24 protein-coding genes and 1 pseudogene are annotated in these 24,270 nt (G+C 66.3%); 13 read left to right on the top strand and 12 right to left on the bottom strand.

What is annotated here, in order from left to right; genetic code table 11:
* The first annotated feature begins 64 nt into the window (after nucleotides 1-64).
* The 8 genes from E6J58_08980 (at nucleotide 65) to E6J58_08945 (ending at nucleotide 9,073) form a co-directional block, all read left to right on the top strand.
* Nucleotides 65-964, top strand: a complete 900-nt coding sequence (locus E6J58_08980) for a hypothetical protein (protein ID TMB38365.1) — start codon at nucleotides 65-67, stop codon at nucleotides 962-964.
* Nucleotides 965-1,001: 37 nt separating this feature from the next.
* A complete protein-coding gene (locus E6J58_08975; GenBank protein TMB38364.1) occupies nucleotides 1,002-1,742 on the top strand; it encodes a (Fe-S)-binding protein in 741 nt (246 codons plus the stop codon).
* Complete coding sequence (locus tag E6J58_08970) at nucleotides 1,739-3,085, top strand: lactate utilization protein (protein TMB38363.1); 1,347 nt, start codon at nucleotides 1,739-1,741, stop codon at nucleotides 3,083-3,085. Before E6J58_08975 ends, E6J58_08970 begins: the two co-directional genes overlap by 4 nt.
* Nucleotides 3,069-3,656 carry a hypothetical protein gene (locus E6J58_08965; protein TMB38362.1) on the top strand — a complete coding sequence of 196 codons (588 nt, stop codon included), beginning with the start codon at nucleotides 3,069-3,071 and terminating at the stop codon, nucleotides 3,654-3,656. The genes E6J58_08970 and E6J58_08965 overlap by 17 nt, the downstream gene beginning before the upstream one ends.
* 86 nt (nucleotides 3,657-3,742) lie before the next feature.
* Nucleotides 3,743-5,284 (top strand): malate synthase A, encoded by a 1,542-nt coding sequence (locus E6J58_08960; protein ID TMB38361.1) that lies wholly within the window; start codon nucleotides 3,743-3,745, stop codon nucleotides 5,282-5,284.
* Nucleotides 5,281-6,786, top strand: a complete 1,506-nt coding sequence (locus E6J58_08955) for an FAD-binding protein (protein ID TMB38360.1) — start codon at nucleotides 5,281-5,283, stop codon at nucleotides 6,784-6,786. Before E6J58_08960 ends, E6J58_08955 begins: the two co-directional genes overlap by 4 nt.
* Nucleotides 6,774-7,799: an FAD-binding oxidoreductase gene (locus E6J58_08950; protein ID TMB38359.1), complete on the top strand. Its 1,026-nt coding sequence runs from the start codon at nucleotides 6,774-6,776 to the stop codon at nucleotides 7,797-7,799. Before E6J58_08955 ends, E6J58_08950 begins: the two co-directional genes overlap by 13 nt.
* Nucleotides 7,796-9,073 (top strand): 4Fe-4S dicluster domain-containing protein, encoded by a 1,278-nt coding sequence (locus E6J58_08945; protein ID TMB38358.1) that lies wholly within the window; start codon nucleotides 7,796-7,798, stop codon nucleotides 9,071-9,073. The genes E6J58_08950 and E6J58_08945 overlap by 4 nt, the downstream gene beginning before the upstream one ends.
* On the opposite strand, the gene E6J58_08940 is transcribed toward E6J58_08945, so the two are convergent.
* Together E6J58_08940 and E6J58_08935 are read right to left on the bottom strand one after the other, a co-directional pair.
* Nucleotides 9,048-9,287 (bottom strand): OsmC family protein, encoded by a 240-nt coding sequence (locus E6J58_08940; GenBank protein ID TMB38357.1) that lies wholly within the window; start codon nucleotides 9,285-9,287, stop codon nucleotides 9,048-9,050. The two genes, E6J58_08945 and E6J58_08940, sit on opposite strands and share 26 nt — an antisense overlap.
* Before the next feature lie 24 nt (nucleotides 9,288-9,311).
* Nucleotides 9,312-9,512: a hypothetical protein gene (locus E6J58_08935; GenBank protein TMB38356.1), complete on the bottom strand. Its 201-nt coding sequence runs from the start codon at nucleotides 9,510-9,512 to the stop codon at nucleotides 9,312-9,314.
* A 34-nt stretch (nucleotides 9,513-9,546) separates the two neighbouring features.
* Here E6J58_08935 and E6J58_08930 point away from each other — a divergent pair, with 34 nt between their 5' ends.
* From E6J58_08930 to E6J58_08920, 3 genes are all read left to right on the top strand, one after another.
* Nucleotides 9,547-9,813, top strand: a complete 267-nt coding sequence (locus E6J58_08930) for a hypothetical protein (protein TMB38355.1) — start codon at nucleotides 9,547-9,549, stop codon at nucleotides 9,811-9,813.
* A gap of 103 nt (nucleotides 9,814-9,916) precedes the next feature.
* The gene (locus E6J58_08925; GenBank protein TMB38354.1) at nucleotides 9,917-10,249 is read left to right on the top strand and encodes a winged helix-turn-helix transcriptional regulator; all 333 of its coding nucleotides are present in this window, start codon (nucleotides 9,917-9,919) and stop codon (nucleotides 10,247-10,249) included.
* Between the two features lies 1 nt (nucleotide 10,250).
* Nucleotides 10,251-10,649 (top strand): SRPBCC domain-containing protein, encoded by a 399-nt coding sequence (locus E6J58_08920; protein TMB38353.1) that lies wholly within the window; start codon nucleotides 10,251-10,253, stop codon nucleotides 10,647-10,649.
* A 53-nt stretch (nucleotides 10,650-10,702) separates the two neighbouring features.
* Here the strand turns inward: E6J58_08920 and E6J58_08915 are convergent, their stop codons facing one another.
* The 10 genes from E6J58_08915 to E6J58_08870 form a co-directional block, all read right to left on the bottom strand.
* Nucleotides 10,703-11,929 (bottom strand): hypothetical protein, encoded by a 1,227-nt coding sequence (locus E6J58_08915; GenBank protein TMB38352.1) that lies wholly within the window; start codon nucleotides 11,927-11,929, stop codon nucleotides 10,703-10,705.
* Between the two features lie 250 nt (nucleotides 11,930-12,179).
* The gene (fdhE, locus tag E6J58_08910; protein TMB38351.1) at nucleotides 12,180-12,899 is read right to left on the bottom strand and encodes a formate dehydrogenase accessory protein FdhE; all 720 of its coding nucleotides are present in this window, start codon (nucleotides 12,897-12,899) and stop codon (nucleotides 12,180-12,182) included.
* Nucleotides 12,886-13,581: a formate dehydrogenase subunit gamma gene (locus tag E6J58_08905; GenBank protein ID TMB38350.1), complete on the bottom strand. Its 696-nt coding sequence runs from the start codon at nucleotides 13,579-13,581 to the stop codon at nucleotides 12,886-12,888. Before E6J58_08905 ends, fdhE begins: the two co-directional genes overlap by 14 nt.
* Nucleotides 13,578-14,462 carry a formate dehydrogenase subunit beta gene (fdxH, locus tag E6J58_08900; protein ID TMB38349.1) on the bottom strand — a complete coding sequence of 295 codons (885 nt, stop codon included), beginning with the start codon at nucleotides 14,460-14,462 and terminating at the stop codon, nucleotides 13,578-13,580. Before fdxH ends, E6J58_08905 begins: the two co-directional genes overlap by 4 nt.
* The gene (gene fdnG, locus E6J58_08895) at nucleotides 14,462-17,551 is read right to left on the bottom strand and encodes a formate dehydrogenase-N subunit alpha (GenBank protein ID TMB38348.1); all 3,090 of its coding nucleotides are present in this window, start codon (nucleotides 17,549-17,551) and stop codon (nucleotides 14,462-14,464) included. Before fdnG ends, fdxH begins: the two co-directional genes overlap by 1 nt.
* A 157-nt stretch (nucleotides 17,552-17,708) precedes the next feature.
* Nucleotides 17,709-18,551: a carbohydrate ABC transporter permease gene (locus E6J58_08890; GenBank protein TMB38347.1), complete on the bottom strand. Its 843-nt coding sequence runs from the start codon at nucleotides 18,549-18,551 to the stop codon at nucleotides 17,709-17,711.
* Nucleotides 18,548-19,450: a sugar ABC transporter permease gene (locus E6J58_08885; GenBank protein ID TMB38346.1), complete on the bottom strand. Its 903-nt coding sequence runs from the start codon at nucleotides 19,448-19,450 to the stop codon at nucleotides 18,548-18,550. Before E6J58_08885 ends, E6J58_08890 begins: the two co-directional genes overlap by 4 nt.
* Nucleotides 19,447-20,481, bottom strand: a complete 1,035-nt coding sequence (locus E6J58_08880) for an ATP-binding cassette domain-containing protein (protein TMB38345.1) — start codon at nucleotides 20,479-20,481, stop codon at nucleotides 19,447-19,449. The genes E6J58_08885 and E6J58_08880 overlap by 4 nt, the downstream gene beginning before the upstream one ends.
* 12 nt (nucleotides 20,482-20,493) lie before the next feature.
* A complete protein-coding gene (locus E6J58_08875) occupies nucleotides 20,494-21,819 on the bottom strand; it encodes an extracellular solute-binding protein (protein ID TMB38344.1) in 1,326 nt (441 codons plus the stop codon).
* A gap of 141 nt (nucleotides 21,820-21,960) precedes the next feature.
* Nucleotides 21,961-22,722 carry a DUF4142 domain-containing protein gene (locus E6J58_08870; protein ID TMB38343.1) on the bottom strand — a complete coding sequence of 254 codons (762 nt, stop codon included), beginning with the start codon at nucleotides 22,720-22,722 and terminating at the stop codon, nucleotides 21,961-21,963.
* A gap of 110 nt (nucleotides 22,723-22,832) precedes the next feature.
* Between E6J58_08870 and E6J58_08865 the strand changes: the two are divergent.
* Both E6J58_08865 and E6J58_08860 read left to right on the top strand, forming a co-directional pair.
* Nucleotides 22,833-23,556 (top strand): annotated as a pseudogene (locus E6J58_08865) (ABC transporter ATP-binding protein).
* Nucleotides 23,549-24,253: an ABC transporter ATP-binding protein gene (locus E6J58_08860; GenBank protein ID TMB38342.1), complete on the top strand. Its 705-nt coding sequence runs from the start codon at nucleotides 23,549-23,551 to the stop codon at nucleotides 24,251-24,253. The pseudogene E6J58_08865 and the gene E6J58_08860 overlap by 8 nt, the downstream one beginning before the upstream one ends.
* The last annotated feature ends 17 nt before the right edge of the window (nucleotides 24,254-24,270 follow it).

Genomic DNA, 24,270 nt, shown 5'->3' with positions numbered 1-24,270 from the left:
CCGGACGCCCGTTTGCGACTGCGGTCCGCGCGCCGCACATTTCGGTGTGGCCCTGCATGGCAAGGTGAAGAACGCCTTGGACGAGGCCCGCATCCTGGTCCTGGGAGCGCAGGTGCTGCTCGGCTTCCAGTATCGGGCGTTCTTCGAGAAGGGCTACGAGAAGCTCGGCCCCGCCGAGCGAGCGCTGGAGCTGGGCGCCTTGCTCGCACTGCTCTTCACGCTCGGGGCGCTCTTCCTGCCGCCGGCGCGGCACCGGATCGTGGAGCGCGGACGCGATACCGCGCGCTTCCATCACTTCACCATGACGGTGATGCGCGTCGTGCTCCTGCCGTTCGCGGTCGGTCTGAGCTTCGATCTGGCCATCGCCGGAAACCGCATTGCCGGGCCGTGGGCCGGAGCCGCGTCCGGCGCCATCGCATTCGTCGCTGCCCTCGCGCTCTGGTACGGCCATTTCTTCCGGACCGATCGCCAGGAGGAAGAGGAACCGGAGGACGCCGTGGAAGACACGCCGCTCGAGCACCGGATTGTCGAGGTGCTCACAGAAACCCGCATTCTCTTGCCGGGCGTGCAGGCGCTGCTCGGATTCCAGCTCGCGATGGTGCTGATGGAGACATTCCCGCAGCTCTCGCGGGGAGTGCAGCTGGTCCATCTCGGGAGCCTCGGATTCGTGGCGCTCGCGACGATCGTGCTGATGTCGCCGCCCGCCTATCACCGCATCGTCGAGCGCGGGCGGGACACGGAGCGGTTCCACGCCTTCGCCTCGAGGATGCTGCTGCTCGCCCTTGCGCTGCTCGGGCCCGGCTTCGCGGGAGATCTGTACGTCGTGTTGCGCCGGGCGAAGTACGACGGCGCGGCGCTGCCGGTCTCCTTGCTGACTCTACTCACCTTCTATTCGGCGTGGTTCGGCGCGATGCTGATCTTGCGGCGGCGCCGGAGCGGAGCGCTGCGCAGCCGGTCTGCCTGAACGCGCTTTCGCGAGCGCTGCACTACAATGACGCGCGATGGAGGTCGCCCTCTTCGTCCCTTGCTACGTCGACCAGCTCTACCCGCGCGTCGGCCTTGCCACGGCGGAGCTGCTCGAGCGGTATGGCGTCACGGTGAGGTTCCCCGAGGGGCAGACGTGCTGCGGCCAGCCGATGGCGAATTCCGGGTTCTTCGACGACGCGCGCCCGCTCGCCCGGAAGATGCTGGACGTGTTCGCCCCGTACGAGCACGTGGTGTGCCCATCCGGAAGCTGCACCAGCATGGTGCGGAACCACTTCGAAACGCTGCTGCCCGGAGATCCCGGCGTCGCCCGGTTGCGCGCGAAGACGCGCGAGCTGTGCGAGTTCCTCCACGACGTTCTCCAGGTCAAGCCACGCGGCCGCTTCCCACACAAGGTGGGGCTGCACGAGAGCTGCCATGGTCTGCGCGAGCTGCGTCTGGGCAGCGGCAGCGAGCGCCTCGTTCCGCCGTTCTCCAAGACCGTCGCGCTGCTCGAGGGAATCGAGGGCCTGCGGCTCACCGAGCTGGCCCGCGCCGACGAGTGCTGCGGATTCGGCGGGACGTTCGCCGTGACCGAGGAGGCGGTTTCCTGCGCGATGGGACGCGACCGCATCGCCGATCACGAGCGCGCCGGATCCGAGGTGATCGCCGGCGGCGATGTCTCCTGCCTGATGCACCTGGACGGGCTCATCCGCCGGGACGGCAAGAAGTTGCGCGTCCTCCACCTCGCGGAGTTGCTCGAGGAGGCAACGCGATGACCGAGCACGCCGCGCGCGCAGCCGAGTTCGTCAAGGACGACGCCCGCCTGCACTGGCACGATCAGGCCGTCTGGTTCGTGCGCAACAAGCGCGACATTGCCCGCAGCTTCGTCCCGGAGTGGGAAGAGCTGCGCAGCCTGGGGTCGCAGATCAAGGCGCACACCCTCTCGAAGCTGCCCGAATACCTGGAACAGTTCGAGCGGAATGCCGTCGCCGCGGGGGCGACGGTCCACTGGGCGCGCGATGCCGACGAGCACAACCGGATCGTGCACGGGATCCTGCGCGAGAGCGGCGTCACGCGCCTGGTGAAGAGCAAGTCCATGCTCACCGAGGAATGCCATCTCAACGAGTATCTCGAGGAGCACGGCGTCGAGGTGGTGGACACCGACCTGGGCGAGCGCATCGTCCAGTTCCGCCGCGAACCGCCTTCGCACATCGTGATGCCGGCCATCCATCTCAAGAAGGAAGAGATCGGCGAGCTCTTTCACGAGAAGATCGGAACCCCGCAAGGCCTCGCCGATCCCAAGCAGCTGACGGAAGCAGCGCGCGGCCATCTGCGCGGGAAGTTCCTCGCCGCGCAGGCGGGCCTCACCGGCGTGAACTTTGCCATCGCCTCGACGGGCGGCGTAGTGGTCTGCACCAACGAGGGGAACGCGGATCTCGGGACTTCGCTGCCCCCCATCCACATCGCCTGCATGGGACTCGAGAAGATCGTCCCTTCGCCGCGAGAGCTGGCCGTTTTCCTGCGGCTGCTCGCCCGCAGCGCCACGGGTCAGCCGATCACCACGTACACGTCGCACTTCCACGGCCCGCGGCCCGGCGCCCGCATGCACATCGTGATCGTCGACCACGGGCGCAGCCGGATCCTGGCGCGCGACGAGTATCGCAACGCGCTCAAGTGCATCCGCTGCGCCGCCTGCATGAACACCTGCCCGGTCTATCGCCGCAGCGGTGGCCACAGCTATGGCGTGACGGTCGCCGGTCCGATCGGGTCCATCCTCGCGCCTCATGTCGATGCCAAGAAGCACGCCGCGCTGCCGTTCGCGTCCTCCCTGTGCGGGTCGTGCAGCGACGTCTGCCCGGTGCGCATCGACCTGCATCACCAGCTGCTGGCCTGGCGCGGCGAGCTGGCAGCGCAAGGCCTCGTCCCCCTTCACAAGCGCGTCGTCTCGAAGATCGGCGGCTGGGTCCTGGCGCGCACCTGGGCATATCGGGTGTTCGGGAAGCTCCTGCGTCTCTTCGCGCCGTACGTCCCGAATCCCTGGACGAGGCAGCGCGAGCTGCCACCGATGCCGCGCGAGAGTTTCCGCGCGCAATGGAGCAAGCGTGTCCGCGCGAGATGAGATACTGCAGGCGGTGCGCGCCGCAGCGCCCGCGGAGACTCCGCTGCCGGATGTCGGCCGGATCGCTGCCATCCGCTATCCCGACCTGCGCGAACGGTTCGCGAAGAGCGTCGTGGAAGTGGGCGGACGCTGCGTGTTCGTCGGCGGCCCGCTCGAGGCCGCTTTGATGGAAGTGCCCGAGTATGCTTCTGCGCGCAAGGTCGTCTCGTTGATCCCGGGCGTGGCGAAGGCGAACGTCGATCTCGCGTCCGTGTCGGATCCACATGACCTGCACGACGTCGACTTCTGCGTGATCCCGGCGGCACTGGGCGTCGCCGAAAACGGCGCCTGCTGGATCGTCGATCACGGCGGAGCCAACCGCGCGGCGGCCTTCCTCACGCAGCACCTGGCCGTGGTCGTCCGCGCTGACACGCTCGTGCACAACCTTCACGAGGCGTACCAGCAGATCACGATCCCGTCGCCGGGCTTCTCGATGTGGCTCTCCGGTCCTTCGAAGACCGCCGACATCGAGCAGGCGCTTGTGATCGGCGCGCACGGTGCTCGGTCCTGCACGGTCCTCGTCACGACGTAGTGCCGGCAATCATCCGGCCGGAGGCTCGCTCCCTTTACCTTCTCACCGCGCCATGGTTGGCTTGCACCCCGTTCCGGAGGTCAGACATGATCGAGGTGACCGCGCAAGGGTCGGACGTCGTCTTCTCCAAGCCCGCGCTCGCCTTCGTCGAGGAGTTACACCGCGCGTTCGAGTCCCGCCGGCAGGAGCTGTTGCAGAAACGCGCCGAGCGGTACCGCAAGCTCTCCTCCGGCGCATCGTTCGAGTTCCTCCCGGAGACGGCCAAGGTGCGCAGCGGCGACTGGAAGGTCGCTTCAACGCCCAAGGATCTGCAGAAGCGCCACGTCGAGATCACCGGTCCGGTCGAGCGCAAGATGATGATCAATGCGTTCAACTCCGGAGCGGACGTGTTCATGGCCGACTTCGAGGACGCGCTCTCGCCCACCTGGAGCAACATCGTCCAGGGTCACCTGAATCTGATGGACGCCGTCCGCCGGAAGCTCGCCTTCACCTCGCCCGAAGGCAAGGCCTACAAGCTCAACGAGAAGATCGCGACCTTGCTCGTGCGGCCGCGTGGCTGGCACCTCCCGGAAAAGCATCTGCGGGTGGACGGCAAGGCCATCGCCGGCGCCTTCGCCGACTTCGGCTTCTTCTTCTTTCACAATGCGCGGGAAACGCTCGACCGCGGGACCGGGCCGTACTTCTACCTGCCGAAGATGGAATCGCACCTGGAGGCGCGACTCTGGAACGACGTGTTCGTGCTGGCGCAGGAGAAGCTGGGCATTCCGCGCGGCAGCGTGCGGGCGACCGTCCTGGTCGAGACGCTGCCCGCTGCGTTCGAGATGGACGAGGTCCTCTACGAGCTGCGCGACCATTCGTCGGGGCTCAACGCCGGACGGTGGGACTACATCTTCTCGCTGATCAAGAAGCTGCGGACGCGCACGGATCTGATCCTCCCCGATCGGCAGCAGGTGACGATGACGGTACCGTTCATGCGCGCATATACGGAGCTGCTGGTGAAGACCTGCCACCGCCGCGGCGCGCACGCGATGGGCGGGATGGCGCCGTTCATCCCCAGCCGGAAGAATCCCGAGATCAACGAGAAGGCGCTGGCCCAGACGCGCGCGGACAAGGAGCGCGAGATCGCCGACGGCTTCGACGGAACGTGGGTGGCCCATCCGGACCTGGTGCCCGTTGCGAAGGAAGTGTTCGACCGCAAGTTGGGCAAGCCCAACCAGAAGGAGCGCCTGCGCGAGGAAGTGCACGTCGAGGCGCGCGAGCTGCAGGACACGCGCGTTCCCGGCGGGACCATCACCGAGAACGGCGTCCGCAACAACATCTCCGTGGGGGTGCAGTACCTCGCGTCCTGGCTCTCCGGCAACGGCGCGGCGGCCATCTTCAACCTGATGGAGGATGCCGCCACGGCGGAGATCTCTCGCGCCCAGCTCTGGCAGTGGGTGCAGAACGGGGCCAAGCTCGCCGACGGGCGAAAGATCGATCGGTCCTTGTACGAGAAGTTCCGCGACGAGGAGATCGGGAAGCTGCAGGGCGTCTCGCAGGTGCAGCCGGCGCGGAAGATCCTCGACCAGCTGGTGCTGGGCGAGTTCGTCGAGTTCCTCACCCTGCCGGCCTACGAGCTGCTCGAATGAAACAGGAGACTCCCGGCGCGACCCAGGCGGAACACAAGCAGCAAGCGCCGCCGCTGCCGGCCGATCTCGTCCGCCGCTTTGCGGCGGTGGTGGGTGAAGGCTACGCGATCTGCAAGCCCGAGCAGCTTCACACCTACGAGTCCGACGGGCTCGCGAGCTTCCGCGTCACGCCCGGGATCGTGGTGCTGCCGGAGAGCACGGAAGAGGTGGTCGGGTGCGTGAAGATCGCGCACGAGGCCGGTCTGCCCATCGTCGCGCGCGGTTCGGGGACGGGGCTCTCGGGAGGAGCGCTGCCGGTTCCGGGGTGCGTGCTGATGGGCCTCTCGCGGATGCGGAAGATCCTCGAGGTCGACTACGACAACGCGTTCATGCGGGTGCAGCCCGGCGTGATCAACCTCGACGTCTCCAGGCACATCGGACCGCAGGGCTGGTACTACGCGCCCGATCCCTCGTCGCAGAGCGTCTGCAGCATCGGCGGGAACGTGGCGGAGAATTCTGGCGGCGCGCACTGCCTGAAGTACGGGTTCACCGTCAACCACGTCCTCGGGCTGCGGATGGTGCTGCAGGACGGAAGCGTCGTCGACCTCGGCGGAGCGGTGCTCGACCGGCCGGAATACGACCTCACCGGCGTGGTGGTGGGCAGCGAAGGCCTGCTCGGCATCGTCACCGAGGTCGTGCTGCGGATCCTGCGCAAGCCGGAGGCGACGCGGACGTTCTTTGCCACCTTCCCCTCCACCACCGAGGCGGGGAACGCGGTGAGCGCGATCATCGCCTCCGGCATCGTGCCTGCGGCCATCGAGATGATGGATACGCTGGCCATCGTCGCCGCCAAGGCGGCCACCGGAGTGGACTGGCCCGAGGTGGCCGCGGCGCTCCTGATGGACGTGGACGGGGTGGCCGACGAATGCGAGCACACCTCCGCGAACGCCATCGAGCTGGCACGGAAGGCCGGAGCGCTGGAGATCCGGGTTCCCAAGGATACTGCGGAGCGCGAGCTGATGTGGAAGGGCCGCAAGAGCGCGTTCGCGGCGGTGGGCAGGATCGCGCGAAACTACCTGGTCCAGGACGGGGTGATTCCGCGCAGCGAGATCGCCGTGGTGCTCCAGGAAATCGCCGCTCTGGGCCAGCGGTACGGGCTGCAGGTGGCGAACGTATTTCACGCCGGCGACGGTAACCTGCACCCCCTGGTGCTCTTCGACGGACGGGATCCGGAGGAGGAGAGGAAGGCGGAGGAGATGTCGGGCGAGATCCTCCGCACCTGCCTGCGCCACGGCGGATCGATCACCGGGGAGCACGGCGTCGGCGCGGACAAGGCGCCGTACATGGCGGAGATGTTCACGGCGCAGGACCTGGAGACCATGCAGCTCGTCCGCTGCGCCTTCGATCCCGCTCAGCGCTTCAATCCCGGCAAGATGTTCCCCTCGCCGCGGCTGTGCGGCGACAGGCCGGGGCTGTACCGGCCGCACCCTAGCGAGCTGTCGGGAGAAGCGTGGCGCGCGTGACGCCAGGGTCGATCGACGAGGTCGAGGCGCTGCTCGCGCAGGGCGCCGGCAGCGTGTTGTTCGTCGGCGGGGGGACGGCAATGCCGCCGGGACCGCCTGTGGAGACGGAGATCTCGACGGCGCGGCTCGACCGGGTGGTGGAGTACACGCCCGCGGACCAGGTGGTCACCGTCGAGTGCGGCGTCACGCTGGCGCAGTTGCAGGGCGAGCTGGCGAAGAACGGCCAGCGGCTTGCGCTCGATCCGCCGCAGCCGGAGAAGGCCACGCTCGGGGGGATCGTCGCCGCCAATTCCTTCGGTCCGCTGCGGACGCGGTACGGATCGGTGCGGGATCTGATCATCGGCGTCTCGGTGGTGCGGGCGGACGGGACGCGCGCGAAGGGCGGCGGCAAGGTGGTGAAGACGGTGGCGGGCTTCGACCTGCCGAAGCTCATGTGCGGGTCGTACGGGACGCTGGCGTTCATCGCCACCGCGACTTTCCGCGTCCACCCGGTGCCGGAGAGCACGGTGACGCTGCGGGCGCGCGGCGGCAATCCGGTGGAGGTCGTCCGCCGGGTGCGGGCGCTGCAGCTCGAGCCGACGGCGATGATCGCTCTGGGCGAAGGCACCGGCTGGGACGTCTACCTCCGGTTCGAGGGATTCGCGGCCGGGGTGCGCGCGCAGCGGGGGAAGCTGCCCGAGCTCGAGGAGGTCGACTGGCCGGGAACGGCGGAAGGCGCCGTCCGGATCCGCTTCGGGGCGCTGCCAACGCATGCGGCGCAGGTGGCGCGAGCGCTCGGGCCGCTGCGGGCCCGGATCGAGTGGCTGCCGATGGCGGGGCTGGGGTTTGCCACCTGCGCGGCCGTCGATCGGGGCGCGCTGGAGGCGGCGCGACGCGAGCTGACGGCAATTGGGGGGTGGCTCACCGTGCCCGGGGACTGGGGACCGGCACCCGCGTCGATCGCGCTGCAGCGGTCGGTGAAGAAGCAGTTCGATCCTCGTGGCGTGCTGGCGCCGGAAAGGTTCGTCGTATGACCGCCGTGACCGCGCCGCAGCGGGAGCTGATCGACGACTGCGTCCATTGCGGGTTCTGCTTGCCCCACTGCCCGACGTACCAGAACTGGGGCGAGGAGATGGATTCGCCGCGCGGCCGCATCGACTTGATGCGGGGGCTGCGCACGGGCCAGATGCAGATGACGCCGACGGTGGCGGCGCACTTCGACCGCTGCCTCGGGTGCATGGCGTGCGTGACCGCCTGCCCATCGGGCGTGCGGTACGACGTGCTGATCGAGGAGACGCGGGCGTACGTCGAGCGGAAGTATCGGCGGGGATTCTGGGACCGGCTGCACCGGTCGATGATCTTCCAGATCTTTCCCTATCCTGGCCGGCTGCGGGCGATGGCGGCGTTCCTGCTGCTCTACGTCTGGACGGGGATCCGCTGGCTGGTGCGCCACAGCGGGTTGCTGAAGCTGTTTCCGCCACGGATGCGGCAGCTCGAGGCGCTGCAGCCGGCGGTGACGCTGCGCAACGTGTTCGTGCGCTTGCCGGAGCGGGTGCCGGCGGTCGGGGAGAAGCGGTTCACGGTCGCCATGGTCGCGGGATGCGTGCAGCGGATCTTCAATCCGGGGGTGAACGATGCGACTCTCCGGGTGCTCTCGGCCGAGGGATGCGAGGTGGTCGTGCCTCGTGGGCAGGGGTGCTGCGGGGCGCTTTCCATGCATGCGGGGCGGGAGGAGGAATCGCTGCGCTTCGCGCGCGACCTCATCGACCGGTTCTCGCGCGAGCCCGCCGACGTGATCCTGATCAATGCGGCCGGCTGCGGATCGCATCTGAAGGATTACGCACGGCTGTTTCCGCGCGATGAGCGGGCGAAGGAATTTGCGGCGAAGGTGCGCGACGTCAACGAGTTCCTGGCGGCACTGTCGCCGCGGGCGCCGCGCCGGCCGCTGCCGTTGCGCATCGCGATGCACGACGCCTGCCACCTCGCGCACGCGCAGCGGATCAAGGCGCAGCCCCGGGCGCTGCTCGGCGCCATCCCCGGGGTCACGCTGGTGGAGGTGCCGGACAGCGAGCAGTGCTGCGGGAGCGCCGGCGTGTACAACCTCGTCCAGCCGGAGAGCGCCGACCAGATCGGCGAGCGCAAGGTGGACAACGTGGTTTCGACGAAGGCCGACCTGCTGGCCAGCGCGAATCCGGGCTGTACGCTGCAGATCCAGAAGATCCTCCGGCAGCGCGGCAAGCACCTGCCGGCGGCTCACCCGGTGGAGATTCTGGACGCCTCGATCAGCGGAACGCCACTTCCGTCGTGACCGCGATCTGCGGGTGGATGGAGCGGTAGATCGGACAGCTCTGGGCGTAGAAACCGTGCACCCGCTGGGCGGTGTCGCGCTGATCCGGCGGGCACTCCAGCGAGAACTTCACGTGGATGCGCCGGATGACCAGCGTGCTGCCCTCCAGCTCCACCTCTCCTTCGGCTTCCGCGATCAGCTTCCCGGCGGACGCGGGGATCTGGCGCGCTTCCAGCGCGCCTCCGTAGGTCCCCGTGAGTCAACCCGCCGCCGCGGCAACCAGATAGTCCAGGGTGGTGGCATGCGGCTCGTAGGTACCCGGCTTCGCGCCGTAGTGGGCCGCCACCGCGCCATGCGTGCTGAACTTCACCGGCGCGGACTCCTCCGGCAGCCACGCCTGCCGCAATGATCCCTTGATCCGCTCGACCCGCACCTTCGATCGGTACGCGACTTCACCCATGCGACCTCCCGCGGACTGTGCCATACTCCCTCCGATGCGTGAGGTCGAGCCAAAGGACGCCGTCCAGGTCGAGTCCCGCGAGCGGGTGCACATCCGCACCCGCGAAAGCCCCGCGACCCTCGCCGCCTGGCGGGTCTCGTTGCGGTCGCCGGCCGGCGCCATCGTGCTCGCGGAGTCCGGCGGCAAATCCTGGTTCCGCGGCGAGGGGGATCTGCTGGGCGTCCCGCAAGAGAGGCTCGCCGAGCTGTGGAAGGCCGCACTCTCCAGCGAGTCCGAGCCCGAGCTTCCGCAGTATGGCTGACCGGCCCGACTCCCGACCAGCCGTCGCCCACTCCTGACGCTCCGTCGTCGACTCTGGACGATCCCCGATGACGCTGTCGCTTGACATTCAACCTACCGGTTGAATAATGTCGCCCGGCATGCCTGGCCTGGACCATGTGTTCGCCGCTCTCTCCGATCCCACCCGGCGGGCCATCGTGGCCAGGCTCGCCCGGGGGCCTTCCCGGGTGACCGACATGGCGGGACGGTTCCCCATGTCGCTGAACGCAGTGTCGAAGCATCTGAAGGTCCTGGAGCGAGCCGGCCTCTTGCGGCGCCGCCGCGACGGCCGCGAGCACCATCTGGAGCTGCGGGCGGCACCTCTGCGCGAGATCGCGCGCTGGACCTCCCGGTACGAACGGTTCTGGAACGAGAAGCTGGATGCCCTCGAGGCATTCCTGAAAGAGGAGGACGACTGAGATGCCAAAGACCGTCACCACCACCCGCCAGCTGAAGGCCCCTCCCGACCGCGTCTACCGGGCCTGGACCGACCCCGCCGACGTCAAGCGCTGGTTCAAGCCTACACGCCTGATCATGAATCCACAGGTGGACGGCCTCTGGCACTCCGAAGTCGAATGGGAAGGCAAGCGGTGGCCTCACTACGGCCGATTCACCCGCCTGGAGCGCCCGCGGCTGTTCGAGCAGACCTGGATGTCCGAGGCAACCCACGGCATCGAGACCGTCGTTCGCCTCGAGCTCGATCCGAAGGACGGCGGCACCCAGGTCACGCTGACCCACTCCGGCCTTCCGGATGACGAGGCGGAAAACCACCGCAAGGGATGGGAAGAAATCCTCACCACGCTGGACGATCTGCGCTGATCAGATCCAGGCCTCTTCAACTCGCCCCGGGGCGAGTTCGGCGATGACGTGCCTCAACTCGCCCCGGGGCGAGTTGGGGGCGGCTCCTTCCCATTGCGCGCCTGTTCCATGAACTCGCGCCCGTACATCTGGTCAGCAGCGTGCTGGTTGTGTGCCCAGCAGAGCAGGCGGATTCCGGCGATTGTGTGCACCGGCATCCGCGCAAACCCCTCGACGTGATCGAAGGTCAGCGCGGCAGTCGCCGAGCACCTGCGACCATTCTCTTCCACGAACGCGCAACGACCTCCGTCGCGTTCATAGACGGCGCGCTTGATGGCATCCGGAATATGGCGCGAGGCAGCCTCTGGGATCACCGACGCCTCCGCCGTTTGCGTTGCGCCGCCCGTCTGTGTTGTGTCGTCCGTCTGCGGAGTCTCCTCCGTTTGCGTCTTCACCGGTTTCGTCGTCTCCGCTTCTTCGGTCGACTCCGACCGAGCCTTGCGGCCCACCGCGAAACGTTCCTTCTTCACCTCCGCGACGAGCAGGTTGAGCGCCCTTTCGAGGATGGTCGACACGTCTCCATCAGGCACGCGATGGCGGAGGAGATCCTGCGCTTCCTGCAGCCGGTCGCGAAGCTCGCGAGTGCCCGTGAACTGAAACCTGAATGTTTCGCCACTGAGCGGCGCAATGAGCGGTCGGTGCCGGTCCCGCGCGGGCGCAGTTGGCCCGGTGTTCTGATCGGGTGAGTGCGACGCGGGTCTTGGTTCGTCCGGAAGCGGCGGTGGGTCGGCGTTGCCCCAGAACGCGCGAGACATTGGCATCGGAGGCGATTTGACCACTGGATTCTCCGGCAGCCTGTGGATCGACGTCGGGACCGGCGGCAGCGGCCACAGGCGCGCCACCATTTCCTCGATCTCCCGCTTCGACTTGCCGGCCGCCTGCGCCAGGAGCACCTCGTGGTTCTCGGTAGTGAGGTGCGGCGCGAGCAGCCGCAGCCCGGCGAGATGCACCCGTCCCGATCTGACCGCTTTGATCACTGCGGGCAGCCGCCGTCCGATCCGGGCGACGGTAATCCGATTGTACGCGGCGCATTCGGAGAAACCGAGCTCGTCGAGGCAGAAGGCGAACATGGAGGGATGAGCGCAGTCCAGATACAGCTTCCGGTCGTCGATTTCTCCGAGGTGCGCCAGGAGATCGGCCTCGACGCCATGTGATTTGCGGACAAGCTCCCGCGTCGCGGAGAGGAGATCGGAGCTGTCCAGAGACTCGAGCGACTCGAGAGAAGGCTTCGTGTCTGTCATGCGCGTATTGGTAACAAAGCCCCCTGACATGCCCTGCGCAAGGATGACGTCGTTACTCGACGGTGCCGATCACGCCACACGGCTGCGGATCTCCATCGCGATACGATGAGGTGATGAGGTGATGAGTTGATGAGGTGGATGAGGTGTCGAATGGGAGGTCGTGCGACAGATCGCCCATGCTGTGGAACGGTTGTCGAATAGTCAACTCGCCCCGGGGCGAGTTCCGCCCCAGTGGGCTAGAGGCCGACCGCTACAGTCCGGCCAATCCCGGTTCCATCCGTGCGTACCCCTGCTCTGTCGCCCAGAGGTCCATCGACAGCGACACCAGCTCGTCGATCTCCGGAACCCGGCGGGCGTCGAGGCTCAGGTCGATTGATTTGACGTACGTCTTGCAGCTCTCGCACGCCTCGACCCGCACGCCGGTATGCGGCGGAGCGGTGAAGGACGGGAGCTTGTCGGGGTCCTCCTCGCCGCACGACGGGCAGCGGATGCGGCCTACCTGCCAGGTAAAGGCGCACAGCGCGCAGTGGAGCATCCGCAGCGACCCCTCACCGGTCCCGGGCCCCGGCGGAATGCGCCGCGAAGCAATCCAGGCCTCGCTCCCGCAGAACACACAGGTGCCCAGCACCCTCCGGTCGGGAGACTGTCCAGTCTCGCGCAGCATCCGCGCGTAGGGCTGGAGCGCTGCGCGGGCGAGGTAATCGAACTCCCCTGTCTCCCAGTACGCCCGGATGCGGCCGTCGAACGTGCCGCCGTCCGCAAGCATCTTCCGCGCATCCGCCCCCAGCTCGGGCGGCCCGCTGCGCGCGCAGTATTCGAGCACCGGCCGCGCCGCCGCTGCGACGGTGCCCAACTCCGGCGCCCGCAGCGATCCCTGCGCCTTCAGAAGGCCGGCGGCGAATCGCAGCAGCTCGGCCGAGCCCGGATGCTCCTGCGCGAGCTGCAGCGCCCGCTGCTCAGGGTCGCTCACCCGTCACGTCCCGGTACCATCGCGGGTGATGCAGCCTCGCCCACGGCCGGCTGACGGTTCCCCGGGTCATCGACCGGAACGTCCCCGGCTCCGCCGCCGTGCCGAGATAGATGTGCCCGACGATGGCCGCGAAGAACCCGATGAAGCAGACGTCGTGCAGCAGGATGGAGATCGAGCGCAGCGTCTGGTTGAAGTAGGTCGGCCACCAGAGCACGATGCCCGTCAGCAAGATCACCAACCCCGTCACGGCGACCATCCAGAAGAAGAACTTCTGTCCGGCATTGTATTTGCCGACGTCGGGATCCTCCGCCTGAGAGAACCGGAGGTACTGGATCACGTTGAATTTGCGGTCGTGCTTGTCGAACACCATGTCCCGCATCCAGAGGACGAACATCACAGCCGTGGCGGCCGCGAACGCCACTCCCAGCCAGGCGTGCAGCCAGCGGCAGACGGAAAGCCCGCCGAACAGGTGGGCCATCCAGCCGAAGACCGGGGACCAGATCGGCATCCCGCTGAGCAGCGCGCCGAAGAAGAACACCGCGACCACCCAGTGGATCACCCGGGAAGAGAGACGATGACGGACGATCTCGTCTCCGACGAGCACGTCCTCCCGCGCCCGGGCGACGTCCATCACCGTCGGTCCGGTCACATGCGACGCCCCGGGAATGCGCAGCTCGCTCATACCTGGTCTCCCTCGGTCTCCCGCGCCGTGTCCTGGGGCTTCTTCGGACCGAAGGCCATGAAATGGCCGATGGCGCCGAACACCGCCGCCGCCATGGCGATGAACCCGATGGGATGCAGCACGCGCTTCCAGACGCTGACGGTGGTCGGCACCGTCGGGTCCTTCGGAAGCCCGTACCACTCCGGGTGGTCGCCGTGCTTCAGGACGGTGATGACGCCGGTGCCGCCGACGCCCTGCGGATCGTAGTACGACGCCGTCGCGTACCCGTTCGACTTCAGCTGGTCCACGCGGTGCTTCGCCACTTCCACCAGCGAAGCCTTGTCGCCGAACTGCAGGCATCCGGTGGGGCACGCCTTGATGCACGCCGGCTCCAACCCGACCGATACGCGATCCACGCAGAGCGTGCACTTCGCCATCTTGTTGGTGCCCTGCGCGTAGCGAGGCACATCGAACGGACACCCGGTCTCGCAGAGCCCGCAGCCGATGCAGCGCTCCGGATCCACGTCGACGATTCCGTTGACGTACTGGATGATGGCGCCGGGCGCTGGACAGGCCTCGAGGCAGCCCGGCTCGTCGCAGTGCATGCACTGGTCCTTGCGCATCAGCCAGGACAGGCCGTCCGCCTTCGTTTCGATCTCCCGGAACTGGATCAGGTTCCAGTAGTTGGCCGCCAGCGTCGGCAGCGTCTGGTACGTCCCGGTCTGCTCCGTGCGCGCCAGCGGCAGGTCGTTCCATTCCTGGCACGCGACCTCGCACGCCTTGCAGCCGATGCAGATGGTCGTGTCGATGTACTTGGCCACCGTCGGCATCTTGCGCAGCCCGGTGCCTCCGCCCCGGAGGGTGGCGGAGGAGCGACGAATCTCGAGTCCCTGGAGAGCCATTAGGCCACCCCCTCCACCTTCTCGAGCTTGACGAGGAAGGTCTTGTACTCAGGCGTCCAGGTGTTCGGGTCCATCGCCGATGGCGTGAGGAAGTTCGCCAGCGGCCCGATGTGGTTGGGATCGCCCGCGTATCCCCAATGCAGCGGGAAGCCGATGTGCCAGACGCGCTTGCCGTCGACGTTGAGCTGGTGGATGCGGCGCGTGACCATCGCCACACCCTCGATGGAGCCGCGCGCCGAGGTTACGCGTGCCAGCGAGCCGTTCTTGATCCCCTTCTCCTTCGCCAGCTCCTCCGGGATCTCGATGAAAAACCCCGGCTGCAGCTGGTTGAGGATGTTCGTGTGGTGCGTCCAATAGTGGTAATGCTCGGTGAGCCGGTACGTGGTGCAGACGACCGGGAACTCGTCGCGCCCGCCGTAGACGTCCTTGTTCGAGCTGAATTTCTTCGTCGCCGGGTTGGACGTCACCTTCGGGTGCAGCGGGTTGTCGATGGGCGCCTCGACCGCCTCGTAGTGCTCGGCGAAAGGCCCGTCGTTGAGCACCGGCGAGTACAGCCGCCCGACACCCTCCGGATTCATGATGAAGGCGCCGAACTGGCCCGGCGGCGAATCCGGCTTGATGTCCGGAACGTCGCCCACCCACTTCTCGCCGTTCCAAACGATGCCCGGCCGCGAAGGATCCCACGGCTTCCCGTTCGCGTCCGCCGAGGCGCGGTTGTACATGATGCGCCGGTTCGCCGGCCAACTGAAGCCCCACTCGTGGAACATGCCGAGCCCCATCGGGTCGGCATTGTTGCGCCGCTGCGCCAGATTGCCCGCGCTGGTGTAGACGCCAGCGTGCAGCCAGTTCCCACCCATGGTGCTGCCGTCGTCCATGTACTGGGCGAACCCGTCGAGCTGATCGCCCTTCTTCTTGACGATCTTCGTCGGATCCTTCGGGTCCTTGATGTCCTCGACGGCCTTGCCGTTGATCTCCTTGAGCGCTTCGGCCAGGTCCGGCGCGTACGGATTTGTGTAGCTCCAGTCGAGGTTGAGCACCGGTTCCGGATTCGCTCCGCCCTCCTTCTGATACAGGGCGCGGACCGCGAGGAGGATGCGCCCGAGCACTTCCTGGTCGGTCTTCGCCTGTCCGGGCGGATCGATCGCCTTCCACTTCCACTGCATCCAGCGGGCCGAGTTGGTGAACGTGCCGTCCTTCTCCGCGAAACCCGAGCAGGGCAGCTGGAAGACCTCGGTCTGGATCTGCGACGTTTCCGGACCGCCGTACTTCTTCGGCGCCTTCCAGAACGTGGCGGTCTCGATCTCGTAGTTCTCGCCGACGACCATCCACTTCAGCTTGGCGAGCGCATTGATCATCTTCGAGCTGTTGGGCCCGATCCCGACCGGATTCATGCCGAACGTGATGAATCCTTCAGGCCCTGGCTCCGTGCCGCCGGCGCGCTGGGAGTTGCCGCGGTACATGTCGTCGAAGATGTACATCCACGAGTAGTTGCCATCGACCTTCGGCAGCCACTCGAAGCCCCAGTCGTTGTCCTTGGTCGCCTTGGCCCCATAGGTGGCCTTGAGCAGCGAGACCATGAACTTGGGATAGTTCTGCCAGTAGTTCATCGACGGCCACGCTTGCTTGTTCAGCGTGGTGGGGGGACCCTTCTCGAGATACTCCGCGAGCGTCTGCGTGGCCCCCGTCGGCGTTTTTAGATAACCCGGCAGGATCTCGAAGGTGCCCGCCATGTCCGTCGCGCCCTGGATGTTGGAATGCCCGCGCAGCGCGTTCACTCCGCCTCCCGGACGCCCGACGTTGCCGAGGACGAGCTGCAGCGTGGCGGCGGCCCGGATGATCTGCACGCCGGTGGAGTGCTGCGTCCATCCCAGCGCGTACATGATGGTGCCCGCGCGCGCCGCGTTGCCCGTCGAGGTGACCACGTCCGCCACCTTGAGGAACTGATCCTTCGGCGTACCGCAGATCCTCTCTACCATCTCGGGCGTGTACCGCTCGACGTGCTTCTTCAAAAGCTGGAAGACGCACCGGGGGTTCTTCATCTCCTTGTCGACCATGTATGCGCTGGTCTTCGGATCCGGCTCGTACTGCCAGGCGTTCTTGTCGTACTCGCCTTTCGACCCGTCGAAGCCGCTGAAAAGGCCGTCCTTGAAGTCGTACTTCTCGTTGATGACGTACGGACCGTTGGTGTGGATCCGGACGTACTCCTCGTGGAAGCGGCCGGTGTTCAGCGCGTGCCGGATGAGGCCGTTGAGGAACGCAATGTCGGTGCCCGGCCGGATCGGCGCGTAGATATCCGATACCGCCGACGTGCGCGTGTACCGCGGATCCACCGAGACCAGCTTCGCATTGCGGTTCTTCTTGGCCTCGATCGCCCACTTGAACCCGCACGGGTGATTCTCCGCGGCGTTCGACCCCATGATCAGGATGACATCGGCGTTCTTGATGTCGACCCAGCCATTGGTCATCGCCCCGCGGCCAAACGTGGCGGCCAAACTGGCCACCGTGGGACCGTGTCAAACTCTTGCTTGGGAGTCCCGGTAGGGAATCCCGATGGCGGTGATGAACTTCCACTGCAGCCAGTTGAACTCGTTGGTATCCGTGCAGCCGCCGATCATCCCGATGCCGGGCGTCCGGTTCACCACCTGGCCCTTCGCGTTCTTGGCCACGAATGTGCGGTCGCGCGTCGCCTTGATGTGGCGGGCGATCTGCGCGATCGCGTCGTCCCAGGAGATCTCCTCCCACTTGTCGGAGCCGGGACGGCGCACCTTGGGGACGGTCAGCCGATTCGGATTGTTGATGTCGTCGCGCAGCGTCGCGCCTTTGGGACAGAGGGTGCCGCGATTGATCGGGTGGTCCGGGTCGCCCTCGACGTGCACCACCGCCGGCTTCACGTTCTTCGCCTTGTCCCCCAGCGTGTGGATGATCACGCCGCAGGAAACCGCGCAGTACGGGCAGGTGCTTCTCGTCTCCGTAGTCCGGGCGATCTTCAACTCGCGCATCTCCGCGCGCGCATTCCTGAGATCGAACCCGAGTGCGACCGCTCCGCCAACCGTTGCTGCCGAACCCTTCAAAAAGGTCCTGCGCCTCACGGGGAGCTCCTTGTTGTAAGAAAGCGGCGAAAGCCTGCCGTCGTACCGGACCGGTTGTCAATATGCCGCCGAGCAAAATACCGGCTGGAGCGTAGTCGCTAAGCCGCCTTCGGCGGCCGCGACTAGGGTCTTATCGAAAGGTTGGGTCTTCAACCTTTCACCCTTTCACCGCCCCGACCGTGAAGCCGGCGATGAAGCGGTCGACGAACAGGTTGTAGAGGAAGGCGATGGGCACGCTGGCGATGAAGCAGGCGCCCATCAGGGAGCCCCAGAAGTAGACGTCCCCACGGACGAGGAATGAGGGGACGCCGACGCTGACGGTGAAGTTGCGGCCGCTATTGATGAAGGTGAGCCCGTAGACGAACTCTTGCATGACCAGCGTGAAGCTGAAGATCACCACGGTCAGCAGGCCGGCCACCGACATCGGCAGAATCACGCGCACGAAAGCGCCGAGGCGGCTCATTCCGTCGACCATCGCCGCTTCCTCGATGTCCTTGGGAATTGCCTTGAAGAACCCCATCATCAGCCATGTGCAGAAGGGGATGGTGAAGCTCGGGTAGGTCAGCACCAGCGCCCAGAGGTTGTCCTGCAGGTGCAGCGTGCTGACCACTTTCGCCAGCGGAATGAAGAGGATGGTCGGCGGCACCAGGTAGGTGAGGAAGATCCCGATCCCGAGCTGCTCCCCGAAGGTCCCGCTGAGCCGGGCCAGGGCGTATCCGGCGGGCACTGCCAAGAGCAGCGTGATGATCACGACCAGCACGCCGACGAACGCCGTGTTCCCGATCCAGCGGACGAACAGCGTCTCCTCGAAGAGGACCTTCAGGTTCTCGAGCGTCGGCCCCTGCGGATACCCGAATGGGAAGCTGTTCGGGTTCAAGAGATCGTTGGTCTTCTTGAAGGTGGTGATCAGCATCCAGGCGAAAGGAAACGCCGCGAACATGCTGAACAGGACGAGCAGCCCCCGGTGGGCGACCTTCGCGCCCTTGTCCCGCGCGCTCATATGACCTCCGCCCGGCGCGCGAGTCGCAGGAGCAGGATGGCGGCCGCGGCGAGCACGGGAAAGAGGAAGAGCGCGATCGCAGACGCTCCGGCGAGGTCGCCTCCGTCGATGCCCTTGAAGAACGCCAGCGACGCGAGCACCTGCGTCATGTCGTAAGGACCGCCGCGGGTGAGCACCCAGACGACGATCATGTCGGTGAAGGCGAAGACGAATCCGAAGAGCACCGCCACCAGCAGGATCGGGAGGACCAGCGGAATCGTGATCTGGAACATCGTGCGGAAGAACCCCGCGCCGTCGATGCTCGCCGCATCGTGGATGTCTTGCGGGATCGAGCTGAGGCCGCCCAGGTTGATGACGGTGGCGAGCGGCAGCGTCCGCCAGACCTGGACGCCAATGATGGAAGCCATTGCGAGCGACGGTTGCCCCAGCCAGACCGGGCAGGAGGTCATCCCCGGCTCCGGGCCGCAGACGTGGACCCAGTGGTACAGGCCGTAATTGATGACGCTGTAGATGGAGTCGAGGATCCACAACCAGCCGATGCTGCCGAGCGAGACCGGCGCCACCCAGGGCAGGAGTATCAGCAGGCGGACGACCCACTTTCCCTTGAAGTCCTTCTGCAGCGCGACCGCCAGAGTGGTGGCGAGGATCACCACGATCACCTGCGAGACCACCGCGAAGAGGAACGTGTTCCGGAGCGCCCGCCGGAACGACGGGTCGTCGAGCGCAGAGCGGAAGTTCTCCAGCCCGACGAAGTTCCCGGCGGCGGAACTGACGGTCACGTCGCTGACGGCGAACCAGAGCGAGAGGATGAAGGGAACGCCGATGACCGCGCCGATGTAGATCAGCGCCGGGGCAATGAGGATGCGCGCCAGCGCATTCGGGCTGTCGGCGGTCCTCACAGCGGCCTCGGCGCGATCCGCAGCCCGCTTTCCTTGTCGAAGAACTTCAAATCACGTTCCTTGACCGAGAACTCGTACGCCTGTCCTTCGGTGATGGGGAGGTGGACGGTGAAGGGAAGATTGATGATCATCTTCACTTCGGGCGCGAGGTCGCGCAAAGACCCGTACAGCAGCCGGTCCGCGCCCAGGTTTTCCACGCGGTCCACTCGAAACCAGACGTGCACCAGGGGCTCCTGCGTCGAGTACGCGGCCTTGGGCAGCATCTGCTCGGGGCGGAACCCGACCAACGCCCCGTTGCGCTCGAAGAAGTTCATCGGCGGCGAGCCGAGGAACCCCGCGACGAAGGTGTCGGCGGGGTCGTTGTACACCTCCTGCGGCGGCCCCAGCTGGCGCACCTTGCCCTTGTTCATCACCGCGATGCGGTGCCCGAGGCCCATCGCCTCGACCTGATCATGGGTGACGTAGATGGTCGTGGTTCCCAGGCGACGCTGGAAGTGCTGCAGCTCGTCGCGGGCGCTGGTGCGCAGCTTCGCGTCCAGGTTGGAGAGCGGCTCGTCGAGCAGGAACACCGACGGCTCGCGCACCATCGCCCGCGCGAGCGCCACCCGCTGCCGCTCGCCGCCGGAGAGCTGACGCGGCTTCCGGTGGAGAAGGCGCTCGATCCCGAACATCGACGCCGCCTTCTGCACCCGGCCCTCGATCTGCTCCTTGGGCGTATCGGCGGCCTTGAGCGGAAAGGCGATGTTCTTCGCCACCGTGAGGTGCGGATAGAGCGCGTAGCTCTGGAAGACCATGGCGATCTTCCGCTCGCGCGGGGGAAGGTCGTTGACCACCGTGCCGCCGATGACGATGTCGCCGCTGGTCTGCTGCTCCAGCCCGGCGATCATCCGCAACAGCGTGGTCTTGCCGCAGCCGCTCGGACCGAGGAGGACGAGGAACTCGCCCTCCCGGGTGATCAGATCGACGCCATCGACGGCGGTGGTGTGATCGGCGAAGACCTTCTTGATCTGCTTCGTCTCGACGATTGCCATGAAGGACGGCTTTTATAGAAGCTTCCGCTCCTTCCACTTCTGCCAGATCTTGCGGCACTTCGCGTCCGCTTCCTTGACCGCGTCCTCCGGAGACATCGCGCCGGTGGAGGCCTGGCCGAACATCGTGTTGAGCACCCAGGTCGAGTAGATCTCGTCGATGGCGGCGTTCGCGTAGCCGGGGAACCCGACGTTGGTGGCCCATTGCTGCGCGTCGGCGAGGACGCTGTACTTTCCCGCCGGCTTGCCCTTCTTGTCGTTGGCCAGCGTCTCCTTGAGATCTGGCACCTGCTTGGGGAAGCAGGGGAAGTTGTAGTACTCGCTCGCGTCGTAGGCCCTGTGGAAATTCCCGATCAGGTCGACGAGGAACTTCTTCGCCCCCTCGATGTTCTCGGCGAATTTCCAGACGACGAAGTTCGACATCACGTGCTCGAGGCCCATGCGCCGCGCCGGACCCTGCGCCGCTTTCGCCAGTCCGATGCGATCGGCGATCGGCGAACCATCCACCATCATGTTCTTGTTCTCGCCCTCGCGGGTGACGGAGATGGCGTTGAGCACCACCGACGACTTGCCGGCGAGCATGGCGCGGTTGTTCGAGGAAGCGTCCCAGGAGAGCACTTCCGGCGTCATCGTCTCCTGATAGAGCGCCTTGACGAACTTCACCGCCTCCACCGTCTGCTTGGAGTTGAGGACGATGTTGCCCTGCTCGTCCTGCTCGCCGCCGCCGAAGGCGTAGAGAACGGCGCGCATCGCCATGGCGGTGTCGATCTCGGCCGCCTGGCCGATGCCGACCGGGACGCCGGTCTTGTCCTTGATCATCTTTCCGTACTTGCGGATGTTGTCCCAGCTGTCGACGTTGCCGCCGACTTGCTGGAACAGATCGATGCGGTAGTTGATCGGGTCGGGAACGAACATGTCCGAGAACCCGAAGTACTTCTTCGTCTTCGGGTTGTACGTGCTCTTGATCGCCAGGTCGATCGGCTTTCCGTACTTCTTCTCGCACTCCTGGTAGATCTCCCCGTGGTCGATCACGTCCTCTTCGTAGGCCGGCCGCGGCCAGAGGAACATGAAGAGGTCGTGGCCCTTCTTGGCCGACACCTCGGCGGCCGCGGTGGGGTTGATGGCGGGGATGCCGACGTTGTCGACGATCACCTCGGTGTCGTTCTTCTCGCCCCACTCCTTCACGTACTGGCCGTTGAACCACTTGTCGTAGCCGGGGACGAAGTGGTTCCACTGCAGGATGCGCAGTGTCTTCTTCGCCGCGAAAGTCTTCTTCGGCAAGGCGAGCGCGGCCGCGCCTGCGCCTGCCACCTGGATCAGTTTACGCCGGGAGATGGTCATCGACGTCCGCTCCTTCAGCTTGGGGGAAGCGAACCAGTCCGAACGCGCTGCGGGGGCGGACCAAAGCACACGCGCACCGAGATGGCAACAGCCCCGGCCCGCAGGGCGGGTCCGGGGCGGTTTCGCCTGACGATCTGTTGTCTACCTGCTAACCGGATTCTCCGGCGTCCTCCCCTGCGCCGTCGGCCCACGGAGCTGATCCGCCATCTGCGCGTGCTGCTGCAGCTTCGGCATCAAGGTGTCGATCAGGTTGCAGACGTCCTGGTCGGTGCAGTTCTGCCGCCAGTTCTGCGCCATCGAGATCACCCGCTTGTGCTCCATCGACATCCGGTTGGTGAAGGCGCGATCGAATTCCTGCCCCTTCATGCTGGAGAAGCGCTGATTCGCCTGCTCCATCTTCTGCTGCATCTCGGGGTTCTTCGCCGTGTCGGTGAGGGTGAAGTTCTTCTTCTGCGCCAGGTCCTTCACCTTCTTGTCGGCGTCCTGGTGATCCGTCTGCAGCGTCTTCGCGTAGGACTTGATCTTGTCTGAGCCGTTCTGCTCCGCCATCTTCGCCATCTCGATCTCGTGCAGGTTCGACATGTGCAGCTTCTGCAGGATCTGCTGCGGCGTCGCGTTCTTCATCATGTCGTGGTCCATGCCGGACATCTGGTCCTTGTCCGTCATGGCGGTGGTCTGGCCGGCCGCGACGTCCTTGTTCTGCGGACTGCGCGGGCTGCCCTGCTCCGCCTGATTGACCTGCGGGTTGGTGGTGGAGCTCGGGACGTCGGAGGTTTGCTTGTCCTTCGCCTTCGTCGAGTGCGGGTTGTCGGGATTGTCGACCGGCTGCTGCTGCGCCCAGGCGGCGCCGGCCGCGAGCAGCGCGGAAAGACAGAGGGAACGGATGAAAGCGGTCATATGCATTTTCTCCCCTTGGGTAAGTCAGCCGGAAAGCTGGCGACGCAGCGCCCGGATCGCACCTTTCCAGCGCTCCCGTACTTGCACGGCGGGCAGCCTTTCGACTAAGTAGCCGCGTGCCCGAACCTGAGGTCATCCTCGAGACCCGCGGGCTGTCCAAGGAGTTTCGCGGGTTCATCGCCGTCAAGCGCGTCGACCTGCGGGTAGTTCGCGGAACCATCCACGCGCTGATCGGCCCCAACGGCGCGGGCAAGACGACCTGCTTCAACCTGCTGACCCGGTTCCTGCCTGCGACGAACGGCACCATCAACTACAAGGGACGCGACATCACGGCCGCTGCTCCCGCGGACGTCGCGCGCATGGGACTGGTGCGCTCCTTCCAGATCAGCGCGGTGTTTCCCTATCTCACGGCCCTGGAGAACGTCCGCATCGCGCTGCAGCGCAAGCGCGGCGGGTCCTTCGATTTCTGGCAGAGCGACCGCGTGCTCCGCCAGTTCGACGCCCGCGCCGAGGAGCTGTTGTCGGCCGGAGCTGCCCTACGGGCGCAAGCGGGCGCTGGAGATCGCCACCACATTGGCGCTCGATCCCGAAATGCTGCTGCTCGACGAGCCGACCGCCGGCATGGGCCACGAGGACGTGGATCGCATCGCGGCGCTCATCCAGCGGGTCGCCAAGGACCGTACGGTCCTGATGGTGGAGCACAACCTGGGCGTGGTCGCGAGTCTCTCCCAGCGCATCACCGTTCTCGCCCGCGGCGAGGTGCTCGCCGAAGGCGACTACGAGTCCGTCTCCAAGAATCCGGCCGTTGTCGCCGCATATCTGGGCACCGAGCATGCCTGACGCGCTGCTCTCCGTCACCAAGCTGCAGGCGTGGTACGGCGAGTCCCACGTGCTGCACGGCGTCGACCTCGAGGTGCGCAAGGGCGAGCTGGTGACTCTGGTCGGGCGCAACGGAGCGGGCAAAACGACGACCATGAAGTCGATCATGGGGATCGTCCCCCGCCGGACCGGCTCGGTGAAGATCGAGGGAGCGGAGACCATCGACCTGCCGCCCTACCGGATCGCGCGGCATGGGATCGCCTTCTGCCCGGAGGAGCGCGGCATCTTCGCCAGCCTCGACGTCGAGGAAAATCTCATGCTGCCGCCGAAGATCCGCGACGGCGGCCTGACCCGCGACCAGGTCTTCGAGCTGTTCCCCAACCTTCGCGAAAGGCTCCGCAGCCAGGGGACGCGGCTCTCGGGGGGCGAGCAGCAGATGCTCGCCATCGGCCGCATCCTCCGCACCGGCGCGAGGCTCCTCCTCCTCGACGAGCCGACCGAGGGCCTGGCGCCTGTGATTGTCCAGCAGATCGGTAACGTGATCCGGAAGCTGAAGGCGGACGGATTCACCATCCTGCTCGTCGAGCAGAACCTTCGCTTCGCCGGTACGGTCGCCGATCGTCACTACGTCATGGAGCGCGGGAAGATCGTCGACGAGATTCCGAACGCCGCGCTGCGGGACAGCATGGACCGGGTACAGCAGTATCTCGGAGTTTGACCCTCAAGGAGCTCCAA

It is taken from the genome of Deltaproteobacteria bacterium (assembly GCA_005879535.1).
GTDB lineage: Bacteria > Myxococcota > Myxococcia > Myxococcales > 40CM-4-68-19 > 40CM-4-68-19.
The sequence above is the reverse complement of the archived record's forward strand: the minus strand, read 5'-3'. Positions and strand labels throughout refer to the sequence as shown.